The sequence below is a fragment of the Streptomyces venezuelae ATCC 10712 genome (genome assembly GCF_008639165.1).
GTDB lineage: Bacteria > Actinomycetota > Actinomycetes > Streptomycetales > Streptomycetaceae > Streptomyces > Streptomyces venezuelae.
Map to the genome: position 1 here is coordinate 2,862,909 of NZ_CP029197.1, position 24,304 is coordinate 2,887,212.

26 protein-coding genes are annotated in these 24,304 nt (G+C 72.7%); 5 read left to right on the forward strand and 21 right to left on the reverse strand.

The features are described from left to right. Positions 1–18: 18 nt before the first annotated feature. The 8 genes from DEJ43_RS13010 to DEJ43_RS13045 all read right to left on the reverse strand — a co-directional run bounded on the left by DEJ43_RS13010 (position 19) and on the right by DEJ43_RS13045 (position 7,662). On the reverse strand, positions 19–816 hold the full coding sequence (locus DEJ43_RS13010) for an ABC transporter permease (protein ID WP_015033824.1): 798 nt from the start codon (positions 814–816) through the stop codon (positions 19–21). Beyond that, positions 803–1,657: a 2-aminoethylphosphonate ABC transporter permease subunit gene (locus tag DEJ43_RS13015; RefSeq protein ID WP_015033825.1), complete on the reverse strand. Its 855-nt coding sequence runs from the start codon at positions 1,655–1,657 to the stop codon at positions 803–805. The genes DEJ43_RS13010 and DEJ43_RS13015 overlap by 14 nt, the downstream gene beginning before the upstream one ends. Then, positions 1,650–2,711 carry an ABC transporter ATP-binding protein gene (locus DEJ43_RS13020; protein WP_015033826.1) on the reverse strand — a complete coding sequence of 354 codons (1,062 nt, stop codon included), beginning with the start codon at positions 2,709–2,711 and terminating at the stop codon, positions 1,650–1,652. The genes DEJ43_RS13015 and DEJ43_RS13020 overlap by 8 nt, the downstream gene beginning before the upstream one ends. Continuing rightward, complete coding sequence (locus tag DEJ43_RS13025) at positions 2,708–3,400, reverse strand: phosphonatase-like hydrolase (RefSeq protein WP_041663892.1); 693 nt, start codon at positions 3,398–3,400, stop codon at positions 2,708–2,710. The genes DEJ43_RS13020 and DEJ43_RS13025 overlap by 4 nt, the downstream gene beginning before the upstream one ends. A 5-nt stretch (positions 3,401–3,405) precedes the next feature. After that, on the reverse strand, positions 3,406–4,527 hold the full coding sequence (locus tag DEJ43_RS13030; protein ID WP_015033828.1) for a TIGR03364 family FAD-dependent oxidoreductase: 1,122 nt from the start codon (positions 4,525–4,527) through the stop codon (positions 3,406–3,408). A 132-nt stretch (positions 4,528–4,659) separates the two neighbouring features. Then, positions 4,660–5,427 carry a GntR family transcriptional regulator gene (locus tag DEJ43_RS13035; RefSeq protein ID WP_041663893.1) on the reverse strand — a complete coding sequence of 256 codons (768 nt, stop codon included), beginning with the start codon at positions 5,425–5,427 and terminating at the stop codon, positions 4,660–4,662. Between the two features lie 50 nt (positions 5,428–5,477). After that, entirely contained in the window at positions 5,478–6,359 is an 882-nt protein-coding gene (locus DEJ43_RS13040; protein ID WP_015033830.1) for a hypothetical protein, read from the reverse strand. A gap of 244 nt (positions 6,360–6,603) precedes the next feature. Continuing rightward, positions 6,604–7,662: an ROK family transcriptional regulator gene (locus tag DEJ43_RS13045; protein WP_015033831.1), complete on the reverse strand. Its 1,059-nt coding sequence runs from the start codon at positions 7,660–7,662 to the stop codon at positions 6,604–6,606. Between the two features lie 85 nt (positions 7,663–7,747). On the opposite strand from DEJ43_RS13045, the gene DEJ43_RS13050 reads away from it, so the two are divergent. Together DEJ43_RS13050 and DEJ43_RS13055 are read left to right on the forward strand one after the other, a co-directional pair. Then, positions 7,748–8,878 (forward strand): Gfo/Idh/MocA family oxidoreductase, encoded by a 1,131-nt coding sequence (locus tag DEJ43_RS13050; protein WP_015033832.1) that lies wholly within the window; start codon positions 7,748–7,750, stop codon positions 8,876–8,878. Continuing rightward, positions 8,875–9,357, forward strand: a complete 483-nt coding sequence (locus DEJ43_RS13055; RefSeq protein ID WP_015033833.1) for a heme-degrading domain-containing protein — start codon at positions 8,875–8,877, stop codon at positions 9,355–9,357. Before DEJ43_RS13050 ends, DEJ43_RS13055 begins: the two co-directional genes overlap by 4 nt. Here the strand turns inward: DEJ43_RS13055 and DEJ43_RS13060 are convergent. The 5 genes from DEJ43_RS13060 to DEJ43_RS13080 all read right to left on the reverse strand — a co-directional run bounded on the left by DEJ43_RS13060 (position 9,329) and on the right by DEJ43_RS13080 (position 13,658). Next, positions 9,329–10,834: a choice-of-anchor A family protein gene (locus DEJ43_RS13060; protein ID WP_079179225.1), complete on the reverse strand. Its 1,506-nt coding sequence runs from the start codon at positions 10,832–10,834 to the stop codon at positions 9,329–9,331. The two genes, DEJ43_RS13055 and DEJ43_RS13060, sit on opposite strands and share 29 nt — an antisense overlap. 87 nt (positions 10,835–10,921) lie before the next feature. Beyond that, entirely contained in the window at positions 10,922–11,779 is an 858-nt protein-coding gene (locus tag DEJ43_RS13065; protein WP_041662426.1) for a fumarylacetoacetate hydrolase family protein, read from the reverse strand. A 137-nt stretch (positions 11,780–11,916) separates the two neighbouring features. Beyond that, positions 11,917–12,648 (reverse strand): YidC/Oxa1 family membrane protein insertase, encoded by a 732-nt coding sequence (locus DEJ43_RS13070; RefSeq protein WP_015033836.1) that lies wholly within the window; start codon positions 12,646–12,648, stop codon positions 11,917–11,919. A gap of 103 nt (positions 12,649–12,751) precedes the next feature. Beyond that, complete coding sequence (locus tag DEJ43_RS13075; protein WP_015033837.1) at positions 12,752–13,048, reverse strand: DUF6412 domain-containing protein; 297 nt, start codon at positions 13,046–13,048, stop codon at positions 12,752–12,754. A 43-nt stretch (positions 13,049–13,091) separates the two neighbouring features. After that, the gene (locus DEJ43_RS13080; RefSeq protein WP_015033838.1) at positions 13,092–13,658 is read right to left on the reverse strand and encodes a winged helix-turn-helix transcriptional regulator; all 567 of its coding nucleotides are present in this window, start codon (positions 13,656–13,658) and stop codon (positions 13,092–13,094) included. A 102-nt stretch (positions 13,659–13,760) separates the two neighbouring features. On the opposite strand from DEJ43_RS13080, the gene DEJ43_RS13085 reads away from it, so the two are divergent. After that, positions 13,761–15,161, forward strand: a complete 1,401-nt coding sequence (locus tag DEJ43_RS13085; protein ID WP_051026067.1) for an MFS transporter — start codon at positions 13,761–13,763, stop codon at positions 15,159–15,161. On the opposite strand, the gene DEJ43_RS13090 is transcribed toward DEJ43_RS13085, so the two are convergent. Genes DEJ43_RS13090 through DEJ43_RS13095 form a run of 3 tightly spaced genes read right to left on the reverse strand, consistent with a single transcriptional unit; the run spans position 15,127 to position 17,640 of the window. Continuing rightward, positions 15,127–16,593, reverse strand: coding sequence for a sodium:solute symporter family protein (locus DEJ43_RS13090; RefSeq protein WP_051026068.1), 1,467 nt, complete (start codon positions 16,591–16,593; stop codon positions 15,127–15,129). The genes DEJ43_RS13085 and DEJ43_RS13090 overlap by 35 nt on opposite strands. A 38-nt stretch (positions 16,594–16,631) precedes the next feature. Continuing rightward, positions 16,632–16,799, reverse strand: coding sequence for a hypothetical protein (locus tag DEJ43_RS37430; RefSeq protein ID WP_015033841.1), 168 nt, complete (start codon positions 16,797–16,799; stop codon positions 16,632–16,634). Between the two features lie 13 nt (positions 16,800–16,812). Continuing rightward, complete coding sequence (locus DEJ43_RS13095; RefSeq protein WP_106433711.1) at positions 16,813–17,640, reverse strand: class E sortase; 828 nt, start codon at positions 17,638–17,640, stop codon at positions 16,813–16,815. A gap of 62 nt (positions 17,641–17,702) precedes the next feature. Between DEJ43_RS13095 and DEJ43_RS13100 the strand changes: the two genes are divergently transcribed. After that, positions 17,703–18,707, forward strand: a complete 1,005-nt coding sequence (locus DEJ43_RS13100) for an SEC-C domain-containing protein (RefSeq protein ID WP_015033843.1) — start codon at positions 17,703–17,705, stop codon at positions 18,705–18,707. Positions 18,708–18,714: 7 nt separating this feature from the next. Here the strand turns inward: DEJ43_RS13100 and DEJ43_RS13105 are convergent, their stop codons facing one another. Next, positions 18,715–19,845, reverse strand: coding sequence for an MrcB family domain-containing protein (locus DEJ43_RS13105; protein ID WP_015033844.1), 1,131 nt, complete (start codon positions 19,843–19,845; stop codon positions 18,715–18,717). A 160-nt stretch (positions 19,846–20,005) separates the two neighbouring features. Between DEJ43_RS13105 and DEJ43_RS13110 the strand changes: the two genes are divergently transcribed. Continuing rightward, a complete protein-coding gene (locus DEJ43_RS13110; RefSeq protein ID WP_015033845.1) occupies positions 20,006–20,305 on the forward strand; it encodes a hypothetical protein in 300 nt (99 codons plus the stop codon). A gap of 18 nt (positions 20,306–20,323) precedes the next feature. Here DEJ43_RS13110 and DEJ43_RS13115 read toward each other — a convergent pair whose 3' ends face one another. Genes DEJ43_RS13115 through DEJ43_RS13130 form a run of 4 tightly spaced genes read right to left on the reverse strand, consistent with a single transcriptional unit; the run spans position 20,324 to position 24,220 of the window. Continuing rightward, positions 20,324–21,592, reverse strand: a complete 1,269-nt coding sequence (locus DEJ43_RS13115; RefSeq protein WP_015033846.1) for a DUF445 domain-containing protein — start codon at positions 21,590–21,592, stop codon at positions 20,324–20,326. An 11-nt stretch (positions 21,593–21,603) separates the two neighbouring features. Further along, positions 21,604–22,584, reverse strand: a complete 981-nt coding sequence (locus DEJ43_RS13120; RefSeq protein ID WP_015033847.1) for an ABC transporter ATP-binding protein — start codon at positions 22,582–22,584, stop codon at positions 21,604–21,606. A gap of 9 nt (positions 22,585–22,593) precedes the next feature. Beyond that, a complete protein-coding gene (locus tag DEJ43_RS13125) occupies positions 22,594–23,415 on the reverse strand; it encodes an ABC transporter permease (protein WP_015033848.1) in 822 nt (273 codons plus the stop codon). A gap of 4 nt (positions 23,416–23,419) precedes the next feature. Next, positions 23,420–24,220, reverse strand: coding sequence for an ABC transporter permease (locus DEJ43_RS13130; RefSeq protein ID WP_041663896.1), 801 nt, complete (start codon positions 24,218–24,220; stop codon positions 23,420–23,422). Positions 24,221–24,304 lie beyond the last annotated feature (84 nt).

Sequence of the window (24,304 nt, forward strand, 5' to 3'; positions counted from 1 at the left end):
GGGCTAGGGGGGCGTCCCCTAGCGGAAGGAGGCCTTGGTACGGATACGGGAGACGGCGAGCAGGGCCAGCAGGGTCGCGGCCATGAGGACCACGGCGAGCGCCGAGCCGGTGAACAGGGAGCCGCGGTCGGTGGCGGTGAAGACGAGAACCGGGAGGGGCGTCCAGTCCGGCGGGTAGAGCATCATCGTGGCGCTCAGCTCGCCCATGGACAGGGCGAAGCAGAGCCCGGCGGCCGCGTTCAGGGACGGCAGCAGCAACGGCAGCTTCACCCGGAACAGGACGTACGAGGGGCGGGCGCCGAGACTCGCCGCCGCCTGCTCGTACATCGGGTCGAGCCGCTGGATCGCGGCCGAGACCGACTGGTGCGCGAAGGCCGTGACGAGCACGGTGTGCGCCAGGATCACGATCCAGCGGGTGCCGTTGAGGAGGACCGGCGGCTGCGAGAACGCGACGAGGACGGCGAGGCCGACGACCACGGACGGCACGGCGACCGGCAGCATGAACAGCGCGTCCAGGACCCGCTTGCCCTTCCTGCCGAGCGCGGCCGCGGCCAGCGCCGCCCAGGTGCCGACGGTCAGCGCGACCAGGCTCGCCGAGACGGCCGTGACCAGGCTGGTGGTGAGCGCCTGGAGGGACTCCCCGCGCACGGCCGCCGCGTAGTGCGCGGTGGTCGGCCCGGAGGGGAACGCGCCGGACCAGTGCGTGGCGAACGAGGCGGCGACGATCACGAGCAGCGGAAGGGCGAAGAGCGGGAGGAACAGCACGGCGCACGTGACCCAGGCCGTCCACTTCCCCGTACGGCTATGCACCAACACGGCGGCTCACCCCCCGGTACAGGACGTAGAGGCCCACGGAGAGCGCGACGTTGACGACGGCGACCACACAGGCGGCGGCGTAGTCGGATTCCAGGATCGCCTTGCCGTAGACGAGCATCGGGAGGGTCGTGACGCCCTTGGCCCCGGTGAAGAGCACGATCCCGAACTCGTTGAGGCACATGACCAGGACGAGGCTGCCGCCGGCGGCGAGCGCGGGCAGCGCCTCGGGCAGGATCACCTGCCGGACGATCCGCAGCGGCCGCGCGCCGAGCGAGGAGGCCACCTCCAGCTGCGCCGTCTCCATCTGCGAGAAGGCGGCGAGCAGCGGCCGCATCACGAACGGGGTGAAGTACGTGATCTCGGCGAGCAGGACGCCCCACGGGGTGGTCAGGAACCGGAAGGGGCCCGAGGGGTCCCCGGTGACGTCCGTCCAGACGCCGTTGGCCATGCCGACCGTGCCGTAGACGAACAGCAGGGCCAGCGTGATCAGGAAGGACGGGAAGGAGAGGAAGACGTCGATGAACTTCGACACCGCCTTCCCGCCGGGGAACGGCACGAACGCGATCACGACGGCGAGCACGAAGCCGAGGACGAGGCAGCCGGCGGTGGAGGCGACGGCGAGCCACACCGTGGTGACGAGCGCCTCCCGGAACGACGCGGAGGCGAGGACGTCCCCGTACGCGCCGGGGGCCAGGGACTCCTGGACGACGAGCGCGAGCGGGTAGAGGAAGACGACGGCGAGCACGGCGACCGGCGGCAGGGCCCAGACCCAGACGGGGGTGGAGCGGCGGGGCCGCACCGCCGTCGCCGCCGGGGCGGCGGTGCTCACGGCACTAGCCATCCGACACCCCCGCGCCCAGCAGGACCGCGTCCTCGGGCGCGAAGTGCAGCGTGACCTCGGTCCCGAGCGGCGGTGTCTCCCGCAGCTCCCGCACGTCCGCCTTCACCCGGTGCCCGCCCACCTCCACGTACAGCCGGTGCGTGGAACCGCGCCACTGGACCTCGCGGACGCGGCCCTTCAGCGCGTTGGGGCCGTCGCCGAGGCCGACCAGGTGCGGCCGGACGCAGAGGGTGGCGGCCGCGCCGAGGACCGGACCGGAGATGCCCTCGGTGGAGACCTTCAGCTCGGTCCCGTCGAGGACGACGCCGTCGACGCCGACCGTCACCGGCAGCAGGTTGGCGTTGCCGACGAACGAGGCGGTGAACTCCGTGCGCGGCCTGCGGTACAGGTCCTGCGGGGTGCCGCAGTCCTGGAGCCGGGCCTTGTCCATGACCGCGATCCGGTCCGCGAGGGTGAGCGCCTCGACCTGGTCGTGGGTGACGTACAGGAGGGACACGTCCGGCAGCTCGCGGTGGAGGCGCGCCAGTTCGGCGAGCATGCCGGAGCGCAGCTGCGCGTCGAGCGCGGAGAGCGGCTCGTCGAGGAGGAGGACCTTGGGCCGGATGGCGAGCGCGCGGGCGATGGCCACGCGCTGCTGCTGGCCGCCGGAGAGCTCCCGGGGGTACCGGTGGGCGTAGGCCGCCATGCCGGTCATCTCCAGTGCCTCGGCGACCCGGCCGGGGATCTCGGCCTTGGGCACCTTCTGTGCCTTCAGGCCGAAGGCGACGTTGGCCTCGACCCGCAGGTGCGGGAAGAGGGCGTACTGCTGGACGACCATGCCGATCCCCCGCCGGTACGGCGGGAGGCCGGTCACGTCACGGTCGCCGATGAGCACCCGCCCGGAGACCGGCCGCACGAACCCGGCGACGGCTCGCAGCGCGGTGGTCTTGCCGGAGCCGGAGGGCCCGAGGAGGGCCATGACCTCGCCGGGTTCGACGGTCAGGTCGAGCCGGTCGAGGACGGTGGTGCCGCCGTACGCGACGGTCACGGCGTCGAAGCGGATGCCGCTGGTCATGCTTCCGACTCCCCGATCAGCGCGGGCAGTCCGGCGACGGAGGGGAGGACGTGCGTCGCGCCGTGCTCCTTGAGGGCCGCCTCGTCGTGGGCGCCGGTGAGGACGCCGGCGACGATCCCGGCGCCGGAGCGGACGCCGCTGAGCATGTCGTACGAGGTGTCGCCCGCGACCACGACCTGCCGGACGTCGTCGGCGGCGCCGGTACGGAGGAAGGCGGCGAGGACCATGTCCGGGTACGGGCGGCCGCGGCCGCCGGCGTCCGCCGGGCAGAGGGTCAGCTCGACCAGGTCGGACCAGCCGAGCGCGTCGAGGATCGCGTCCTGGGTGACCCGGGCGAAGCCGGTGGTGAGGACCACCGTCCGGCCCTGGTCCTTCAGTGCGGCGATGGCCTCGGCGGCGCCGGGTACCGGGGCGATCCGGCCGTCGGAGACCAGCTCTCCGTATGCCGCCTCGAAGGCGAGGTTGGCCTGCTCGGCGCGGGTCTCGTCGCCGCCGAAGAGGTGGCGGAAGACGGAGATCTTGGACTCGCCCATGGTGGCGCGGACGTAGTCGATCATCGTCGCGGGGTCTTCGCCGAGCCGCTCGGCGGCGGCGGTGAAGGCCTGCTCGACGAGGCCGCCGTCGGCGACGGTGGTGCCGGCCATGTCGAGGACGACGAGGGTGTGCTCGCGGGTGTTCGGGTTGCTCATGTGGTTCACCAGCCCAGTTCGTCGGCGGTCTGCTCGGCGATGGCGGGCGAGCAGGTCATGCCGCGGCCGCCCGGCCCCGTCACCAGCCAGACGCCGTCGCGGACCCGCTGGCGGTGGACGACCCGGCCGGTGTCGACGCACTGCGCGTACACCCCGGCCCAGCGGCGCCTGATCTTCGGCAGCGGACGGCCGAGGAAGGACTCGACGACGCGGGTGAGGTGCTCGTAGGGGTCTTCGAGGGTGTCGAAGGCGAAGGGGTGCTCGTACTCGTGGGTGTCGCCGATGGTCAGTCCGCCGTCGAGGCGCTGCACCATGAGGAGCTGCATCCGGTGGGCAGCGGCGGTCGGGTCCTGCGGCTGCGCGGCTTGGAGGGCGTCCAGGGCCTCGGAGGCGTAGGCCGGGTAGTAGCGGAACGAGTCGGCGTCGGCGACGGAGGTGGTGAGCGTCTCGCCGAGCGGTTCGGTCTGCATCATCTGGAGGCGGACGCGGCGGACGGGTATCTCGCCGGCGACCTCGCGGACGAGGCCGGAGAGCCAGGCGCCGGTGCACAGGACGACGGCGTCGCCGGTGTGGGTCTCGCCGCGGTCGTCGCGGACGGCGTTCTCCCCCACGACGTCACGTACCTCACGGTTCGGCAGGAAGGTGTACTTCCCGGTGGCGAGGAGGGCCTCGCGGAGGGCGAGCTGCGCGAGGCGCGGCTCGACGGCCGCGTCGCGCTCGCACCAGAGGGCCGCCTCGAACGCGCCGCGCAGGGCCGGGTTGACCGCGCGGGCCTCGTCGGCCGTCAGCAGCTTGTAGCCGCGGGCGGCGGCGTCGGGGCGGGCCACCGCGGCCTCGGCGACGGCGAGCTCGAGCTCGTTGCGCACGGGGGTGAGGGAGCCGATGGCCCGGAAGCCGAGTCCGGGGACGCGGGCCCCGATGCCCTCCCAGAGCTCCCGGGCGCGCAGGGCGGTGTCCAGCTCCTCCCCGCCCGCCCGTCCGCTCACCCAGATCTGGCCGAAGTTGCGGAGGGACGCTCCGCGCGCCTCGGCCTCGCGCTCGATGTGTACGACCTCGTGGCCGCGTTCCACTGCCTGCCAGGCGTGCATGGTTCCCACCACGCCGGCTCCTACGACGATCACCTTCATGACGACGACGGTCCTGGGGCCGGGTGACCCGGGCGGGGCCGGTGGGCGACGGGACGGTGAACGGACCGACAAGCTTGGACCAGACCCGTTATCTTCTCGTGATCTTGGTGACGGTGGAGGGCCGCCGCCCGCTCAGCCCTGCTTCCCCAGGTGGGCGGTGAAGCTGAAGCGGTCCCCCCGGTAGAGGGTGCGGACCCGCTCCAGGGGGCGGCCCGCGGTGTCCCGGGAGACGCGGTGGAGCAGCAGCATCGGCAGCGCCGGCGGGGTGCCGATCAGGAGCGCCTCACGGGGAGTGGCGAGGACCGTCTCGATGCGCTCGTCGGCGTCGCCGAACGAGATGCCGAGGCGCTCGTGGAGGTACGCGTAGAAGGAGGAGTCCGGGTCGAACTCGGTGTCCAGGTGCGGCGCGCGGGCCTCGGAGACGTACGTGCTCTCCAGGCCGACCCGCTCGTCGTCGGCGAGCAGCACCCGCTCCATGTGCCAGACGGGCTCGCCCCGTTCGGCGCCGACCTCGGGCGCGAGCGCCTCCGGGCAGGGGAAGCGGTCGAGCGAGATCAGGCTGCGGCCGGGGCGAAGGCCCTGGCGGCGGACGCCCTCGGTGTAGCTCGCGAGCGAGAGGGGCTGTTCGAGCTTGGGGCCCGCGACGACCGTGCCGCGGCCCTGGCGGCGCAGCCGCCCCTCCAGGAGGAGTTCGCGCAGCGCCTGCCGCACGGTCTCGCGGGACACCTCGTACCGCACGGCCAGGTCCCGCTCGGTGGGCAGCAGTCCGCCCTCCCCCAACTCGTCGACCATCAGGGCGAGTTTCGCCTTCACGGCGTAGTACTTGGGCACGCGGCCGTGCTCCGGGACACCGGAGTTCACGGGGGCGCCGGGGGTGCCGGGGGTGTTCTGGTAGTTCACCGGGGGATGGTCGCAGACGGGGATGAACGGGAAGGTGTACGCAAGGTGGCTCACCGGTGCCGGGGGCGGCGGCGCGCGTGGCGGACGAGGACCGCGCCGGCGATCACCAGGGCGGCGGCGAGCGGGGCGAGCAGCCGGGCGCTCGTCTCCGACTCCCTTCCCGTGTGGGCGAGTTCATGGTCCGAACCCCCGGGACCGAGGTCCTCCCGGTCCGCCGGGTCCGAGCCGGGCGGCGGGACCGGGGTGCCCGGCGGCCGGGAGGGGGCGGCCGGGTCGGCGGTGCCGGATGTGTCAGGTGCGGGGTCGCTCGGATCACCGGGATCGTTCGGGTCGGGAGGGCCGACGGTCAGGCGGTAGTCGCCCGACTCGCCGACCCAGTCGCCGTCGGCGCCCCGGCGCTGCACGATCGCGGCGTTCACGACGACCTCGTCGGGGGCGGTGCCGGTGCGGAAGGCGAGCCGTACGGGAACGGTGAGGGTCCGCCCCGCGGGCACCGAGAAACCGTCGAAACCGGTGAACGCGCCGACGTTCTCGGCCTCTTCGGTCGCCTCGAAGGCCACCGGCCGCCAGCGCGCGGCCCCGTCGTCGTAGAACTCGAACCGGATCTGCTCGGGCCGCAGCGCCCGCTCGCTGTCGGTGAGGACGAGCACGGGATGGATGCCCGAGCAGGAACCGGCGGTGGTGTTGGTGAGATCGAGCTTCCACTCCTGGAGCCCGCCCCCGGCGGGGTAGTCCTCGGGCCCGCCGTGGAGCCGGGTGTCGAGGGGGAAGGCGGCACCGGCGGGGGCGCCGCAGGTGGGGGCGGGGGGATCGGGGGCGGGTACGGCCGAGGCGGCCGCCGCCCAGGTCAGAGAGCCGATCGCGGCGGCGGCCAGCGCGGCCGCCGCAGTCGGGGTGCGGGCGTTACGCGGTCGCAGGGGGGCGGATGCCATGGGGCCGGGCCTTTGCTGCTCGCGGGCGTACGGGTCGGCCGCGACGCTGCCATGCCGGACGGGGCGGGGCGGGGAGCGACGCCGGGCCCGCCCCCGGACGGCCCGGCCGATCCGCCCGATCGGCCTACAGTCCGATCGTCCGCCGAGCCGCTCTACCGCTCGTCCGATCTCCCGCTCGCCTGCTCGCCTGCTCGCCTGCTTTACCGCTCTCCCGCTCTCCTGCTTTACCGCTCTGCTTACGGGGTTACTTTCCGAAGACCGGGGCGAGAACCAGCCACGCCGCCCCCACCGCCACCGCGTCCCGCTCCCCCGCCACCCCGACCGGGGCCGTCAGACCCAGACCGGTCAGCACCTCCCGCACCCCGTCCGTGAACACCTCGCTCGCGGCGAGCACCTCGCGGCCGCCCAGCAGCACCTGGTCGATGTCCAGGAGCCGTACGAGGTTGGCGGCGCCCGCGCCGAGGACGCGCGCGGCCCCGGGCAGGTCGCCGCGCCCGACCGCCGCCAGGCACAGCACCTCCAGGCAGCCGCGCCCGCCGCAGCCGCACGGGGGGCCGTCGAGCTGGACGGTCTGGTGGCCGAGTTCGCCCGCGCCCGTCCTCTCCCCCCGGAGCGGCGCCCCGCCGAGGACGAGACCCGCGCCCAGGCCCGTACCGAGGTGGACGTACGCGAAGGAGTCCGGGGCGGCGGGGCGGACGGCGAGGCCGAGGGCGGCGGCGTTGGTGTCCTTGTCGAGGACCACGGGCAGTCCGAGGCGTCCGGCGAGTTCCTCGCGGACGGGGTGGCCGGCCCACTCCGGGAAGCCCGTCACCCGGCCCGGGACTCCGGCGCGGTGGTCCAGCGGCCCGGGCATCGCGACCCCGACGCCGAGGACGGGACCCGGACCGGGACCGTGATCGGGACCGGCGGCGTGCAGGGCGCGTACCTCCTCGGTCACCGCGTCCAGGACGGGTCCCGCCCCCGCGCCCAGGTCAAGGGCACGGTGACGGCGGGCGACGGCGGTGCCCGCGAGGTCGGTGAGGAGGGTGGTCAGCTCGTCGCGGTCGAGGTGGACGCCGACCGCGTACCCGGCGGAGGGGATGAGCCGCAGGACCGTGCGGGGCTTGCCGCCGGTCGAGGCGCGGTGACCGGCCTCGGTGGCGAGGCCCTCGGCCCGGAGCCGCGCGGTGATCTTGCTGACGGCCTGGGGGGTGAGTCCGGTGCGTTCGGCGAGTTCGAGGCGGCTGATGCCGGCCTCCCCCGCCGTGCGCAGCAGGTCGAGCACGAGCGCCGCGTTGGGGCTGCGCAAGGCCGGCACGTTCACTCCACCACTCCGATCAGGTCCGTCTCCACCTGCCCATTGTCGCTGTCGCTTGCACTTTGGCAACTCCGTTGCTTAAGTGAGGTGCATGACTGGCACGGACATCACTGGCACGGCCAACTCCGGCACCGCCCCGACGGACCGCACCCCCCTCCGCGTCGGACTCGTCGGCTACGGCCTCGCGGGCTCCGTCTTCCACGCCCCGCTGATCGCCGCCTCCGAGGACCTCGTCCTCGCCGCCGTCACCACCGGCAACCCCGAGCGCGCCGCCGAGGCCCGCGCCGCCCACCCCGGCGTCCGGGTCGTGGCCACCCCCGAGGAACTCTGGGAGGACGGGGCGGCCGACGCGCTCGATCTCGTCGTCGTCGCCTCCCCCAACAAGACGCACGTGGCGATCGCCACGGCCGCGCTCGAGGCGGGCCTCCCGGTCGTCGTCGACAAGCCGCTGGCCGGGACCGCCGCCGAGGCGCGGACGCTGGCCGCCCTCGCCGAGGAGCGGGGCCTGCTGCTCTCGGTCTTCCAGAACCGCCGCTGGGACAACGACTTCCTGACCCTCCGCGGGCTCCTCGACGAGAAGGCCCTCGGCGAGGTGCAGCGCTTCGAGTCCCGCTTCGAGCGCTGGCGGCCGCTCCCCAAGGGCGGCTGGCGCGAGTCCGGCGCGCCCGAGGAGATCGGCGGACTGCTGTACGACCTGGGCAGCCACGTCGTCGACCAGGCGCTCGTCCTCTTCGGCCCGGTGGTCTCGGTGTACGCCGAGTCGGACGTGCGCCGGCCCGGCGCCGAGGCCGACGACGACACCTTCCTCGCGCTCACCCACGCCGGCGGCGTCCGCTCCCACCTGTACGTGAGCGCCACCACCGCCCAGCTCGGCCCCCGCTTCCGGGTGCTCGGGCAGCGCGCGGGCTTCGTGAAGTACGGCCTCGACCCGCAGGAGGCCGCCCTCCGCGAGGGGCTGCGGCCGGTGCCGGGCGGCACGACGTGGGGCACGGAACCGGCGGAGCTGTGGGGCCGGCTCGGCGCCGGCGAGTCGCCGCTGACCGGCGGCGGGACCCCGGTCGAGTCGCTCCCGGGCGACTACCCGGCGTACTACGCGGCCGTGGCCGCCGCCCTGCGCGGCACCGGCGAGAACCCGGTCACGGCGCACGAGGCCGCGGCCGCGCTCGACGTCCTCGAGGCGGCGAGGCGCTCGGCCCGCGAGGGCGTCACGGTGACGCTGTGAACAGCCAGGAGACGGTGGAACTCGAAGCCCAGGAGGCCCGGCTGGTCCTCCCCCGCTTCACGTACGAGGACGCCTGGACGCTCGGCACCCTCCTGGTCGGCATGGCGCGCGAGCGCCAGGCCCCGGTGGCGATCGACATCCGGCGCGGGGCGCAGCAGCTCTTCCACTGCGCCCTGCCGGGGTCCAGCGCGGACAACGACGCCTGGATCGACCGGAAGCGGCGGGTCGTCGAGCGGTACGGCGTGAGCTCGTTCCTGGTCGGCGCCCGGTTCCGCGCGAAGGGGACGACGTTCGAGGCGTCCTCGCGCCTCGACCCCGACCGGTACGCCGCGCACGGCGGTTCGTTCCCGGTCGCGGTCGAGGGCGCGGGGGTGATCGGCTCGGTCACGGTCTCGGGCCTGCCGCAGGCCGAGGACCACGCCCTGGTCGTGGCGGCGCTGGAGCGACTGCTCAGCTCATCCGCCTCCGCCGCCGGCTGAGGACGACGAGCGCGCCGCCGCCGAGGGCGAGACCGACGGCGGTGGCGCCCATGACGATCTTTCCGGAGCCCGCGCCGGTCTCGGAGAGTTCGCCGTGGGGGCCGTGGTGGCCGCCGGAACTCCCGTGACCTCCGTCGTCGCCGTATCCGCCGGAACTCCCGTGACCTCCGTCGTCGCCGTATCCGCCGGAGTTCCCGTTCCCGCCGTCGTCCCCGTACCCGCCGTCACTGCCGCCGTTCGACGAACCGCCGGTCGTGGGGTCGGTGGGGGTGGGGGTGGGAGTGGGGTCGGTGGGGGTGGGCGTCGGGTCCGTCGGGGTGGGGGTGGGATCGGTCGGCGTGGGGGTGGGATCGGTCGGCGTGGGCGTCGGGTCCGTCGGCGTCGGGGTCGGCGTGGGTTCGTTCCCGCCGCAGGCCGGCAGGTCGCCGTTGAACGGGTAGGCGTGGATCTCCTGGCCACCGCCGCCGGTGGTCTCCGAGGCGTGCGTCAGGTTTCCGGTGGTGAAGAACCGGCCGTTCATGCCGGGCATGGTGACGGTCGCGGTGCTGGCCTGGTTGCCGATCAGCACGCTGCCCGCGAACTGGGCCGTGCCCTCGAACTTGACGGCGGTCGCGTCGGGGAAGTTCCACAGCAGCCGCTCGCGCAGACCGTCCGGGAACTGGTTGATGTACGTGTCGATGGTGCGCGTGCCGCCCAGGACGTTGACCAGGACGGTCGCGTCCGCCGGGATCTTGTCGAAGCGGATGCCCTGCTGGCCGCCGCTCGCGGACTCCAGGTCGAAGTCGACGTTGAAGACCTGGAGCTTCGACGTGCCGTCACCCGTGAAGACGGTCTCGGTGTTGTTGTTCTTGGCGGTGCCGGTGGGGGTGCGGGAGGCGCCGTCCACGTACGCGTAACACCGGCTGGCCTCGGTGAGCTGACCGCGGAGCGCGGTGTACGGCCCGGCGGCGCCGGCGTCCTTCACCGGGGTCGGGTTCACCGTGCCGGAGAGCGTGCCCCCGTACCGTACGACGCCGCTGACCGTGCCCTCCTCGGCGAGCAGCCGCTGGCCGGTGGCGACGGTGAGGTTCTTGCCGACGGTGAGGAAGTCGGTGCCGTTGACCGGCGGGACGCGCGAACCGACGCCCGCGACGCCCACGTTGTAGACGCTGGAGGCGCCCGCGCGCTTGTTCATGTCGAAGCCGCCGAGGACGACGACCTTGCCCTCGGCCTCGGCGGCGGCCTCGCGGACGAGCATGTCGCCGCCGACGTAGACGTTGATGTTGTTGTCGCGGTACTTCACTTCCCCGCTGCCGATGTCGGGGTACGGGCCGGGCGGGCAGGTGCCCGGCAGACAGGGGCCGAGGCCGCCCGGCAGCGGGTCGGCCCAGCCGTTGACGGCGAGGGCGCCGACGAGGGCGGTGGCCACGACGGTGGAGGCGGCGATGACGGCGAGACGGCGCCGGTCACGCCGTCTCTCGTGAGGGGTGGGTTCCATATCCGGCAATATGCAAAAACTGTATGAAAATGGCGACGCCCCACGCGGGGCGCCGCCATTTTCCGGAAGGAAGGATGCAATCGGGGATCAGGCGCTCTTGAGCTCCTGCCGCTGCCGGCCGAGTCCGTCGACCTCCAGCTCGACGACGTCGCCGGGCCGCAGGTACGGCTTGGGCTCCGGCTGCCCCATGGCGACACCGGCGGGGGTGCCGGTGTTGATGACGTCACCCGGGTAGAGGGTCATGAACCGGCTGACGTACCGGACGACCTCCGCGACCGGGAAGATCTGGTCCGAGGTGTGACCGTCCTGCTTGAGCTCGCCGTTGACCCAGAGCCGCAGGCCCAGCGCCTGCGGGTCGGGCACCTCGTCGGCGGTGACGAGCCAGGGGCCGAGCGGGTTGAAGGTCTCGCAGTTCTTGCCCTTGTCCCAGGTGCCGCCGCGCTCGATCTGGAACTCGCGCTCGGACACGTCGTGGGCGACCGCGTACCCGGCGACGTGCGCGAGGGCCTCCTCGTCGGTCTCCAGGTAGCGGGCGGTGCGGCCGATGACGATCGCGAGCTCCACCTCCCAGTCGGTCTTCACCGAGCCGCGCGGGACGAGCACGGTGTCGTCCGGGCCGACGACGGTGTCGGCGGCCTTGAGGAAGACGACCGGCTCGGCGGGGGTGGCCTGGCCGGTCTCGGCGGCGTGCCCGTGGTAGTTCAGCCCGATGCACACGACCTTGCCGATCCGGGCGACCGGCGGGCCCACGCGCAGCCCGGTCGCGTCGAGCGCGGGCAGCACACCGGCACCGGCGGCGGCCCGGACCCGGTCCAGGGCGGAGGCGTCGGCGAGCAGACTGCCGTCGATGTCGTCGACCAGCGCGGACAGGTCGCGAAGCGTCCCGTCCTGGTCGAGCAGGGCGGGACGCTCGGCTCCGGGCGGGCCGACACGCAGCAGCTTCATGGACTTCTCCCTGTGGTCGAGGCGGGCCCGGGAAAGGCCCTGAGGTACCCCGGCCGATGGAGTGCGGCCATCGGAGGATTGGTCGATCCTCCAAGAGAACGGGTCACTCTGCAAGACCCCGTTCACCCCCTGGACCCTTACGCGCGAGTAGCAACGGGTGCGGCCGCCTCCTCCGGCCCCTGCTGGTCCCGGAAGAGGAAGGCGCGTTCGGCGGCGGTCCAGGCGGTGCTGGTGACGATGTAGAGGGCGGCGGCGAGCGGCACGACGGCGACCGAGATCAGGGTCGCGAAGGAGAGCAGCGGCATCACCTTCGCGATGGCGCCCGCGCCGGGGGTGGGCTGGCCCAGGTCCAGCGGCTGGGCGGCGAGCTGCGCCTTCGTGCGCCGGTACGTGAACGTGGCCACGGCGGCGACGAGCGCGAACAGCACGAGGTAGACCCGGCCGGCCGGGCCGAGGACGCCGCCGTGGGAGAGGGCGTCGGCCCAGTGGTCGCCGAGCGGGGCGGCGAAGAGGGTGTGCCCGGCCATCCGGTCGCCGGAGAACAGGTGGTACATCAGCAGGAACGCGGGCGCCTGGAGCAGGCTGGGCAGGATGCCGGCGAACGGCGAGACCTTCTCGCGCGCGTGCAGCTCCAGGACCGCCTTCTTGAGCCGCTCCGGGTTCTTGGCGTGCTTCTTGCGCAGAGCGGCCAGCTCCGGCGCGATCCGGGTGCGGGCCTTCTGGCCCCGGGCGGAGGCCCGCGACAGGGGGTGGATCGCGAGCCGTACGAGCATCGTGAAGAGGACGATCGCGGCGGCCGTGGCGGTGGTGGCGAAGAGCGGCTGGAGCAGGTCGGCGAGCCGCTCGACCAGGGAAGCGAAGACGTTCATGGGAGCCCTCCGTGGGGTCTCGTCGTGCCGGGGTGGGGAAATTCGGCATGACGGATCCGCGAGAGGTGCTCGCTGTATGGGTGGGCAGGGGTGGGCGGGCTCCCTACGCGGCCGTCAGGAGGGGACGGCCGGGAGCGCGGGGTCTGCGACGCCCCGCGGCGTCGGGATCGCGCTGGGGCAGGAAGGCGGTCCGCCGCTCACGGTCGCGGATCGCGGTGCGGACGGCGGTGCGCGGCACCACCGGGGCCGTACGGGCTCCGAACAGGCAGCAGACGACGGTGGTGGCGGCGAGGGCGACGGCGGCGGAGACGCCACCGCCGTCGGAGAGCAGCAGGTCGGCGAGGGCGAGCAGGAAGAAGAGCGGCGCGACGACGCGCAGGACCAGACTCCTGGTCGTCATACCGCCCCCTCTCGCCCTGGTCCGGCGCCCTTTTCACGGTCGCTCACCGTGAAGACGCACGGGACTCTCCGGGAGTTCCCGCGGGATCGTGGGAATTCAGCGGGACCAGGAGACGGCGGGCGCCGAGCAGGGCGCGGCTGACCGGATCGGCGGGTTCCCGGTCGAGCCCGGCGCCCGGCCGCATCTCGACGTCGGCGGGCGGCACGGGGATGCGGCAGGCCGGGCACTCCCCGTACGGGCCGAGTTCGGTGCCGCAGTCGGCGTGATGGAAGTGCCGCACGGGTACGGCGCCGGGGACCTCGGCCCGCCCCCACGCGCCGAGCGAGCGCAGGACCGGCCAGAGGGCGAGCCCGCGCTCGGTGAGCACGTACTCGTCGCGCGGGGGCGACTCCTGGTAGCGGCGCCGGTCCAGGACGCCCGCCTCGACGAGGGCCTGGAGGCGGGCGGCGAGGACGGCGCGGGGGGCGCCGAGGTGGACGAGGAAGTCGTTGTAGCGGCGGACGCCGTAGAAGGCGTCGCGGACGACGAGGAGGGTCCAGCGCTCGCCGATGACCTCCAGGGCGCGGGCGATGGAGCACTGCTGGTGAGCGTAGTCCTTGCCGAGAGCCATGACCCCATCGTACCCAATCCAGGTTCATTCAGTGAACCTACCTGGTACCGTGAGGGTCACACGTAAGTTCAATCACCGAACCGACAGGTGGAGGTACCCGCCGTGCCCCAGCTCGCGCCCACCGGCCACACCTCCGCCCCACCCCACGACGGCCGCGCCCCGGCACGCCCCGGGGCCGCCCTCACCGTCACCGCCGCGGCCACCGCCGTCGCCCTGATGAACTACACGGCCCCGATGCTGACCCTCCCCGACACGGCCGCCGCCTTCGGGACCCCGCCCTCCGCCCAGGCCTGGCTGCTCAACGGCACCCCGCTCGGCCTCGCCGTCCTCCTCCTGGTGGCCGGCAGCCTCGCCGACGCCCACGGACGCCGCCGGATCTTCCTCCTCGGCACCCTCGCCCTCGGCCTCACCACCGCCCTCGGGGCCCTCGCGGACTCCACCCTCACCTTCACCGCGGCCCGCATCGCGCAGGGCGCGGCAAGCGCCGCCGTCCTCGCGGGAAGCCTCGGCCTGCTCGCCCACGCCTACCCGGCGGGCCGCGACCGGATCAGGGCGACCGGGATCTGGGGCGCCTCCGTCAGCGCGGGCATCGCCCTGGGCCCGCTGCTCGCGGGCGCCCTGAGCCTGGCGGACTGGCGCCTGGTGTACGGCACGCTGGGCGCGGCCGCCCTGGTGATCGCGGGGGCGGGGGCGCGGGCCCTGAGGGCGGACGAGACGAAGCGGGAGGGCTCGGGCTCCCGCCCCGACATCGCGGGCGCGACCGCGCTCGGACTGGCCCTGGCGGCTCTGCTGACCGCGCTCACCCTCGGCCGGGACGGCTGGCTGCGCCCCCAGGTGGGGCTGCTGCTGTTCGCCGCGGTCGCACTGACCGCGCTGTTCGTGGCGGTCGAGCGCCGGAGCCGTACGCCCATGGTGGACCTGGCGCTGTTGCGGCGGCCCGCGTTCCTGGCGTCGACACTGGGGGCGCTGTTCACGGGCCTGGCGGTGATCGGCCTGTTCAGCGTGGTGCCCGCACTGCTCCAGGGCGGGGCGGGGATGTCGCCGCTCGGGGCGGCGTGGCTGTTCGTGCTGTGGTCCGGCACGGCGTTCCTGGTGGCCCTGCAGGCGCGCCGCCTCCCGGCCCGGCTGTCGGCCCCGTACCAACTGGCCCTGGGGTTCGCCCTGTCGGCGGCGGGGGTGCTGGCCCTGCTCGGCGGCCTCGAAGGCCCGACGGCCTCCTGGTCCCGCCTGCTCCCCGGCCTCCTGGTGGCGGGCGCGGGCAGCGGCCTCCTGAACGCGGCGCTGCCCCGGCTCGCGGTCGACTCCGTGCCGCCGGAACGGGCGGCGATGGGCTCGGGGGCCAACAACACCGCCCGCTACATCGGCTCCTCGGCGGGCGTGGCCCTGATGCTGGCCCTCGCCACGGCGGGAACGGGCCCGGACACGGCGGTCGTCGTCTCGGCGGCGCTCGCGGTGACCGGCGCGGTGGTCACCCTGACCCTCGGCCGACGGCCGCGTCGGTGAACTCCTCACGGGCGAGGACGTCCTCGTCGGCCCGCTCGTCGGCGCGGCCGGCCGGCCCGTACAGGCTCACGGCGACGGCGAAGGCGAGATTGACGACGAGGGCGAGCAGCCCGGCGTTGACGCCCCAGAGGGGATCGTTCCCGGAGAAGACGAGCGCGCAGACGAGACCGACCCCCACCACGAGCCCGCTGACGGCACCCGCCACCGTCATCCGCCGCCACACGAGCCCCAGCAGCACCAGGGGAAGGAGCTGCGCCATCCCCTCGTAGGAGATGAGCGAGAGACGTACCAGGGTGTTGGGCGCGGTGTACGTCATGACGAGCGCGAGCGACCCGGCGACGACCACGACGATCTGCGAGAGCCCCTTCTCGCGCGCCCGCAGCCCGGGCGCGAGACTCAGCACGCTCCGCCCCCACATGGTGCCGATGACCAGCATGAACACCGCCATGGGCACGATCGAGGAGAGCGCCGCGGCGACGCCGACGATCCCGACCGCCCAGGCCGGCAGCGCGTCCGTGACCAGCTTGAACAGCGCGAGGTTCGACTCGGCGCCGACGAGCCCCGGGACGACGAAGAGGGCGGCCATGCCGAGCACCATGGGGACGAAGAGCAGGACGTTGTACGCGGGGAGCCAGACGGCGTTGCGGCGCAGGGTGTCGGCGTCACGGGCGCCGAGGTACCCGGCGACGGTCGTCGGGAAGATGACGACGGTCAGGGAGTTGAGCACGGTGGTGGAGGCGAACCAGCCGACCCCGTACCCGCTGCTCTCGCCGCCGTGCCCGGGCAGCTTCAGCCACGCGCCCTTCTCGTCCACGAGCCGCCCGAAGAAGTCCCCGAACCCGCCGAAGTAGTGCGACGGCACGTACACGATCAGGAACCCCAGGGTCAGCACGACGAGGCCGTCCTTGAGCACGGACACCCAGGCACTCCCCCGCAGCCCGCTGACCACGACGAAGGCCGTGGTGACGGCGAAGGCGAGGAAATAGGCCAGGTCGAGACCGATGGTCCCGTACGAGATCGTGGAGACGACCACGCCCATGCCGGTGATCTGGAGCTGGATGTACGGCAGGAGGAAGACGGTCGCCAGCACGGCGACGACGGCACCGAGCCAGGGCCTGCGGTACCGGTGGGCGGCCATGTCGCTGAGGGCGACGAGCCCGTGCTTGCGCGCGTACCCCCAGAGCATGGGCCCGACGACGTAACCGACGGCGTAACCGCAGGACATGTAGGCGACGACGTACAGAACGGGCGCACCGTAGTTGTAGCCCCACCCGGCGGCGCCGAGATAGCTGAAACTCGTGTAGCCCTCCCCCGCCATCAGCACCCAGATGAAGACGGGCCCGAGCGAACGCCCGCCGACGGACCAGGCGTCGAGCCCGCCGGTCTGGTGCCGGCGCACGGCGAGGAGCCCGAGAGCGACGGTGAGCACCATGAAGAACGCGAAGACGGACACGGCGACGCCCGCGGAGCTCACGACCGGTCACCCCGCCGGGCGAGGAAGACCGCGAAGGGGGTGACGAGCGTGGCCCCGAACAGCCAGAGCACGAACAGCGGCACCCGGTTCACGAACGGCAGCGCGACGACGAAGAGCACGTACGGAACGAGGAGCCACAGCAACTGGGGCCGGCGTCTGATCACCGAACGAGCCTAACTAGCCGACCAGCTTGGCCCAGACGACGAGCCGATAGGCGCTGCTGAACTCGGGGGTGCAGGTGGTGAGGGTGAGGTAGGCGCCGGGGGCGTCGTACCCGTAGGACGGCTTGACGAGCGACCGGGGCACGGGACGGACGACCCCCACGTCGTGAGGAGCGGTCCGCGGCAGGATCTGGTCGACGCGATAGGTGTAGGTGCCGCTCCGGGTCCGCACGGAGATGACATCGCCCGCGGCGAGCCGGTTGAGGTACCGGAACGGCTCACCGTGGGTGTTGCGGTGCCCGGCGAGGGCGAAGTTCCCGGGCCGGCCGGGGCCGGCGGTGCCCGGATAGTGCCCGACGTACCCCCGGTCGAGGACGGAACGCTTGGAGACGCCGTGGGCGACGGGAACGGTGAGACCGAGCCGGGGGATACGGAGAACGGCGAAGGCCTCGGAGGAGGAGAGAGAGGGAGGAGACGCGGCGCGAGACGACGACGGGCGGGCATCGGACGGGGGGAGGGGATCGGACGCGGGGAGAGGATCGGACGCCGGGACCGACGGAGACGCGGCGGACGGCGGGGACAGCGGCGGCGCCGACACCCCGGCCGGGCTCGGGAGCGGCTCATCGAGACCACCCCACTCCCGCTCCAGAACGGCGACCTCCCGGCGGGCATCCGCGAGGGCCTGCTGATTGGTCCACCACAGCTGATGGACCACGAGGAGCAGCACGACGACACCGCAGGTGACGAAGGCCTCCGCGGCCACCCACAGCACCCGCGCGCCGGTACGCCGCCGCCCTCGCGACTGGACGACGACCGGCACCCGCTGCCCCACCCTGGCCCGCACCCGGGCACGATAAGCGCTGAGGTGCCAACTCTCCAGGCCCGTACAGCAGTACGGTGGAGGGCATGCGCCCCGACACGCCTGCCGCCCACACCACCGAAGCCGAGCGCCTGCTGCGCACGGCAGCGCAGTACCCCGGGGACAGGGAGCCCCTGTACCTGCGGGCCGCGGCCCACCTGGAACTCGCCGGCGACCGCCCCGCCGCGACGGCCCTCTACGACGAGCTGCTGTCCGGGGAGCCGGCGAACCCGCTCCTGATCAGGGCACTGAAGGCGGCGAACCTGTGGGAGTACGGCCACGAGGCCGAGGCCCGCGCGATCATCGAAGGCGTCCGGCGCGCACGGCCCGCGGACGCGGCACCCTGGCAGATCACCGCGGAGACGCTGGAGGCCCACGACGAGCTGGAAGCGGCGGAGAAGACCCTGACGGAAGCCGCCGAACTCCTGGCCACCCCGCCGGACCTCCCCCACGCGACCCAGTCCCTCCTCACGACCCGCCACCGGGTACGCAGGATGCTGGCCCTGCCGCACGACACCTGGGACACCCGGGCGGACGCCCTGCACGCAGGGGACGTCCCCCTGGACGAACTCCACGACCCGAAGCGCCTGTGGTCACTGGGCTCGGAGGACCCGGCGGAACTCCAGGCGGAGATCACCCGCCTCCGCTCGGAACTGGGCACCTACCGCACGGCCCTGTCCCGCCCGTTCCCGGTGGCGGTCCTGCACTGGCCGGAACGGGAACTGGACGAACTGCTGACGGCGTACCCGGAACTGGAAGCGGAGTACCCCACCTACCGAGCCCACCTGACGGACATCGAAGCCTCCCTGCGCGAACTCTCCCAGGCCGGCACCCCGAACCTCGGCATCGTCCGCGCGACGGTCCCCTCCTACGAAGCCTTCGCAGCCTCAGAATCCACCAAACCGTCCAACGCGGACCTCCTCCCCCAGTACGCAACGACCCTGGCGGCCCGGGGCCGAGCAACGGCTTGGCCCCCGGCCCGGGGGGCGGACTGCTGGTGCGGCTCGGGACGGACTTATGGGGAGTGCCACGGGGGCACGGAACAGGACTGAGGCGCCCCTAGGCGCTCGGCACCAGGCCCCACGCAGCGGCCGTAAGAGTCCCGTCCCACGCAACGGGATCGTCTCCGGTGGGCCAGACGGCGGCGATCCCCAAGGTTTCCAGGTAGGGGCCGAAGACGCCTATCGGGGCGCTGAAGACAGCCAGGAGATGGGGGTCTTGCCGTTCGGTCTGCTGGTAGTAGGCGTAGCGGTACTCAAAGAGCTGCGCTACGGCCTGCCGGACGGCATCGCGGTGTCCGCCTTCAGGTACTTGTTTGGCCTCGACAAGCCACTCAAGGGACGAATTCTCGGTACGGAGGATCAAGTCGCGATGGCCGATTGAGGTGTTGATCGCCTGGTACGAGCAAGCAGCTGCGTGCGCGGCGAACTCCCGCAAGAGTCGCTCATGGTCGCGCCTGCGGCGCTTCCTGCCGCCCTCCAACGTGACCCAATAACCCTCGCTGTTCCCCGGCTGGAATGCGCCCGGCTCATTCCCCTCGACGCCGTGCGCCCCGAGGAAGGACACCGGCGGTTCGTCCGCAGTCGGGAACTCGATGTCCACGAAGCAGCGATCCACGGCCGCCGCGTGGGAGAGAAGCTCCACTGCTTCGGCGAGGTGCCGCGCCAGTTCTTCGTCCGAGGGAAGGTTATTCAGCTCGTACCGCCGTGCAGCGATGTCAGCGTGCTCATAAGCACGCGGGCGCCAACCGAGGTCAGCAGAGTCCAGATGGACGCCGTCCTGCCAGTCACGCGCCAGCTGAGGCGGCAGCGCAAGCCGATAGGGAGTGCCGCGCTCCTTCAGGTATTTGCGGAGCTTCGCGCCCGTCCCGTAGTGCTGCGGCTTGGAGGCTTCAGAGACGCCTTGCTGGAGCGACAGCGTGACGGATTTACGGTCGGCATCGAAGAGGTACGCGAGATACAGCCCGTCCTGCGGGTCGGTGTTGACGTCCTTGTGGAAGACACCGATCCAGGGGACCCGCGCCATGTTTCCCTTGCCTGCAAACCCCAGGGCAGAGCACCCGTCCGGCAGCGGAAGATCAGTGAGCTGCGCGACCCCCCAGAGCAGGGCACAGTCGTCCCGACTGGTCGAGGTCACCCCTGTGGGGTCGTAGATCCTCGCCACGTTCTGAAGCAGGTCACGGAGAGCCATCCGTGGACGCTACCGCTACATGATCAGAACTACCTGTGATCGTGCTCACAATGGAACGAAAGCTCGTCAACTCTGCAGCCTGAGCGCCGTCATCCAGTCAGCATCGAAATCCCCACCTTTAGACTCGCTTCTCACGGTTCCTTCCGAGAAAGGCCCCACCATGCCCCGTATCCCCTCCCCCGCCATAGCCGCCGTCGGGCTCGTCGGGGGGTATGCCGTTGCTCGGTGGAGCAAGAAGCGGGCCCTTGGGGGTGTCGTGCTTGCTGTGGCCGGGGGTGTGGCCGGGCGGGAGTGGCAGCGGGTCGGTGGGGGCAAGGTGGCTGCCGGGCTCGGGGTCGCCTATGTCGCCGCCTTCGCCGGGTCCCATCCGCTTGCCAAGAAGATCGGCGCCTGGCCCGCCGTGTTCTCCGTCGCCGGCGGCATGGCCGCCGCCTCCTGGGCCGTCACCCGCGGGAAGTAGTCCCGGAGTGGTCCGCTCTCAGCCGCCCGCCGCGTGGCTCACCGTGTAGATCAGGAGGCCTGCCAGGGCGCCGACCACCGTGCCGTTGATGCGGATGAACTGGAGGTCGCGGCCGATGTTCGCCTCGATCTTCTTCGAGGTCTGGGTGGCGTCCCAGCCGGCCACCGTGTCGGTGATCAGGGACGTGATCTCGGGGCGGTACGTCGTGACCACGTACGCCGCCGCGTCCTCCGCCCAGCCCTCGACCTTCGACTGGAGGCGGGCGTCCGTCGACAGGCGGTTGCCGAGGGAGATCAGGGACGCGCGGGCGCGGAGGCGGAGTTGGCTGCGGTCGTCCTCGGCCGCCGCGATGATCAGGGAGCGGACCGACGCCCAGGCCGAGGCGATGATGTCCTGGATCTCCGGGCGGGCCAGGAGGTCCGACTTGAGGCGCTCGATGCGGGCGCGGGTGTCGGTGTCCGCCTGGAGGTCGGACGCGAAGTCGGTGAGGAAGCGGTCGATGGCGCCGCGCGCCGGGTGGCCCGGCATGTCCCGCATCTCCGTCACGAAGCGGAGCAGTTCCTTGTAGACGCGCTCGCCGATGCGCTTGTCCACGAAGCGGGGGGTCCAGCCCGGGGCGCCGCCCTGCACCGCGACCATCACCGAGTCGCCGTGGGTGACCAGCCAGTCGTGGGCGCGGCTGCAGATCAGGTCCACCGCCCGGTGGTGGGCGCCGTCCGCGACGATCTTCTCCAGGGTCTTGCCCAGGCCGGGGGCGATCTCCGCCGCTTCCGCGCGCCGGGTGATCGCCTCGCCCACGACCGCCTGGACGTCGGAGTCCCGCAGGACGGTGAGCGCGCCCCGGAGGGCTGTCGCCGCCTCCGCCGTCACCCGGTCGGCGTGTGCCGGGTCCGCCAGCCACGCGCCCAGCCGGCCGCCGATGCCGAGGGCCGCCAGTCTGCCCCGTACGACGTCGGCGGAGAGGAAGTTCTCGCCGACGAACTGGCCGAGCGAAGCGCCGAGCTGGTCCTTCTTGGTCGGGATGATCGCCGTGTGCGGGATCGGCAGGCCGAGGGGGCGGCGGAACAGCGCCGTCACCGCGAACCAGTCGGCCAGCGCGCCGACCATGCCGGCCTCCGCCGCCGCCGCGACATAGCCCGTCCAGGGCCCCCAGCCGGCGTTCCGCGCCCAGGTCGCCAGCGCGTAGATCACGGCCACGGCGAGCAGCAGCGCCGTCGCCAGCGCCTTCATGCGGCGCACGCCCCTGCTCTTCTCCGCGTCCGCCGCCGTGTACGAAAAACTCACCATGGACCGACCTCCTACATCAGGGACTCCCGGCGCTCGTCCCGAGTTCCCCCGTACATCTTCGCGATCACCGTCTCGATGTCGGGTTCCCGCACCGAGAGGTCGAGCAGGGGGTAGCGCGCCGCCACCGCCGAGACCAGCGGGGCCGCCGACGCCGTCGCGGGGAAGGCCAGCCATTGGCGGGGGCCCTCCGACCGTACGAAACGGGCGCCCGGCACGTCGGTGATCGGGGGCAGTTCCCGCTCCAGGTCCACCACGAGCTGCCGTTCGCTCTCGCCGACGGCGTGCAGGCCGGCGAGCTCCCCGTCGTACATCAGCCGCCCGTGGTCGATCACCATCACCCGTGAGCACAGCTGCTCGATGTCGGTGAGGTCGTGGGTGGTGAGGAGGACCGTCGTGCCCCGTTCGGCGTTGAGGTGCCGGAGGAAGTCCCGCACGCGCGCCTTCGACACGACGTCCAGGCCGATCGTCGGCTCGTCCAGGTACAGCACCTCCGGGTCGTGCAGCAGGGCCGCCGCGATGTCCCCGCGCATCCGCTGGCCGAGCGACAGCTGCCGTACCGGCACGTCCAGCAGGTCCCCCAGCTGGAGGAGGTCCACGCAGCGGTCGAGGTTCTCCCGGTAGCGGGCGTCGGGGATGCGGTACATCCGGTGCGCCAGCCGGTACGAGTCCTTCAGCGGCAGGTCCCACCAGAGGGTCGTCCGCTGGCCGAACACCACCCCTATCCGCTGTGCCAGGCGGGTGCGCTCGCGGGCCGGGTCGATGCCGGCGACCCGCAGCCGGCCGCCGGTGGGGGTGAGGATGCCGGTGAGCATCTTGATCGTGGTCGACTTCCCGGCGCCGTTCGGGCCGATGTAGCCGACCATCTGCCCGCGCTCCACGGCGAAGCTGATGCCGTCGACCGCCCGGACCTCCTTCTTCTCCCGGCGGAGCAGGCCCGCGCGCCTGCGGACCGTGAAGACCTTCTCCAGTTTCTCCAGCTCGATGAACGGCACCGGCTGTCCTCAGCTTCCTGTCGATCGGTACGAGCGGATTCCGGCCCGCCACGCCAGGCCCGCGACCCCGCAGCAGACGGCCGCGACCAGGGGCGAGGCGAAGGCCGCCCAGTCGGGGACCCCGGCCGGGGCGGGGCGGTCGAGGACGTACAGGGCGGGCAGCCAGTTCACGAACGCCAGCGGGACCACGTACACGACACCCCGCACCAGGTCCTGGGCGAAGATCGTCGGCGGGTATCCGAGCAGGGTGTTCCCGCCGTACGTGAAGGAGTTGGTGACCTCCGCCGCGTCCTGCGTCCAGAACAGCGCCGACGCGCCGAGCACCATCACCGCCGCGAAGATCACCGCCCCGCAGACCACCGTCACCGGCAGCAGCAGGACCTTGACCGGCGTCCACGCCACGTCCAGCAGGAGCAGGCCCCAGACCAGCACGAACAGCCCCTGGGCGACCCGGCCGAACCGCCGCAGCGCGAACTTGTCCGCCGCGACCTGCGCGAGCAGCGGCGCCGGCCGCATCAGGAAGGTGTCGAGCGAGCCGTCCCGCACCCGCTTCCCCATCCGCTGGAGCGAGCCCATCGTCAGGTCCGCGATCCCGAACGCCGTCCCCGCCGTGCCGTACAGCAGGGCGACCTCCGCGAAGGTGAAACCGCCGAGGCTGCGCACCTGGCCGAACATCAGCAGGATCACGACGAAGTCGAAGAAGGTGACGCAGAAGCTGGTGAAGAGCGTGAGCGCGAAGGACGCGCGGTACGTCATCGTCGAGCGGATCCACATGCCCGCGACCAGGCGGTACGTCCGCAAGGAGTCGCCGACGGGCCCGTACGCCCGCACCCCCTCAGCCACCCTGCACCACCACCTTCCGCGTCGCCGCCGCCTGGGCCGCCCGCCCGGCGCCGAACAGCACCACCGCCCAGGCGCCCTGGAAGGCGTACGCCCCCGCGAGCTCCCAGCCCTCGTACTTCCCCAGGTACACATCGGCCGGCACCTGGAGCAGCGACGCCCACGGCAGGACGCGGGCGACCTCGCCGAGCGCGCCGGGGAAGACGTTCAGGGGCAGCAGCATCCCCGAGAAGAACAGCCCGCCCAGCCAGGCCACCTGCACCACGCCCTGGCCGTCGAGCAGCCAGAACGCGCTCATCGCCACCAGGTACCAGATCGCGAAGCTGACCGTGGAACCCAGCGCCACGGCCACCAGGAAGGCGAGCCAGCCCCCCGGGCCTGAGGGCAGGGTGAAGCGGAAGGCGAGCCAGCCGAGGGCCATCGGAGCGACGCCGCGGCCGAGCAACTGGTAGGCGGACCGGCCCGCGTTGGCCGAGAACCACCAGGTCTGCAGGTCGGCGGGGCGGTAGAGGTCGACCGCGATGTCCCCGGTCCTGATCCGCTCGATCAGCTCGTCCTCGAAGCCACCGCCCATCATCCCGCAGACCGTGATCAGCGCCTGCCCGATCCACACGTACGCCAGGGCGTCGTCCATCGAGTAGCCGCCGAGCCGGGGACGTTCGTCCCAGAGGGCGATGTAGGTGTACGACAGGATGAAGCCGAAGACGGTGTTGGTGAAGACCCCGGCCGCCGTCGCCACCCGGTAGGTGGCGTAGCGCCGGAAACCGCCCGCGGCCACCGTCGCGTACAGCCGCAGCATGCGGCTTCTCCTCCCCGGTCCGTAAAGCACCGAAAAACGCCGAAGCGCACGACCCTAGCGAAGCGCCGGCGCGGACCGCGA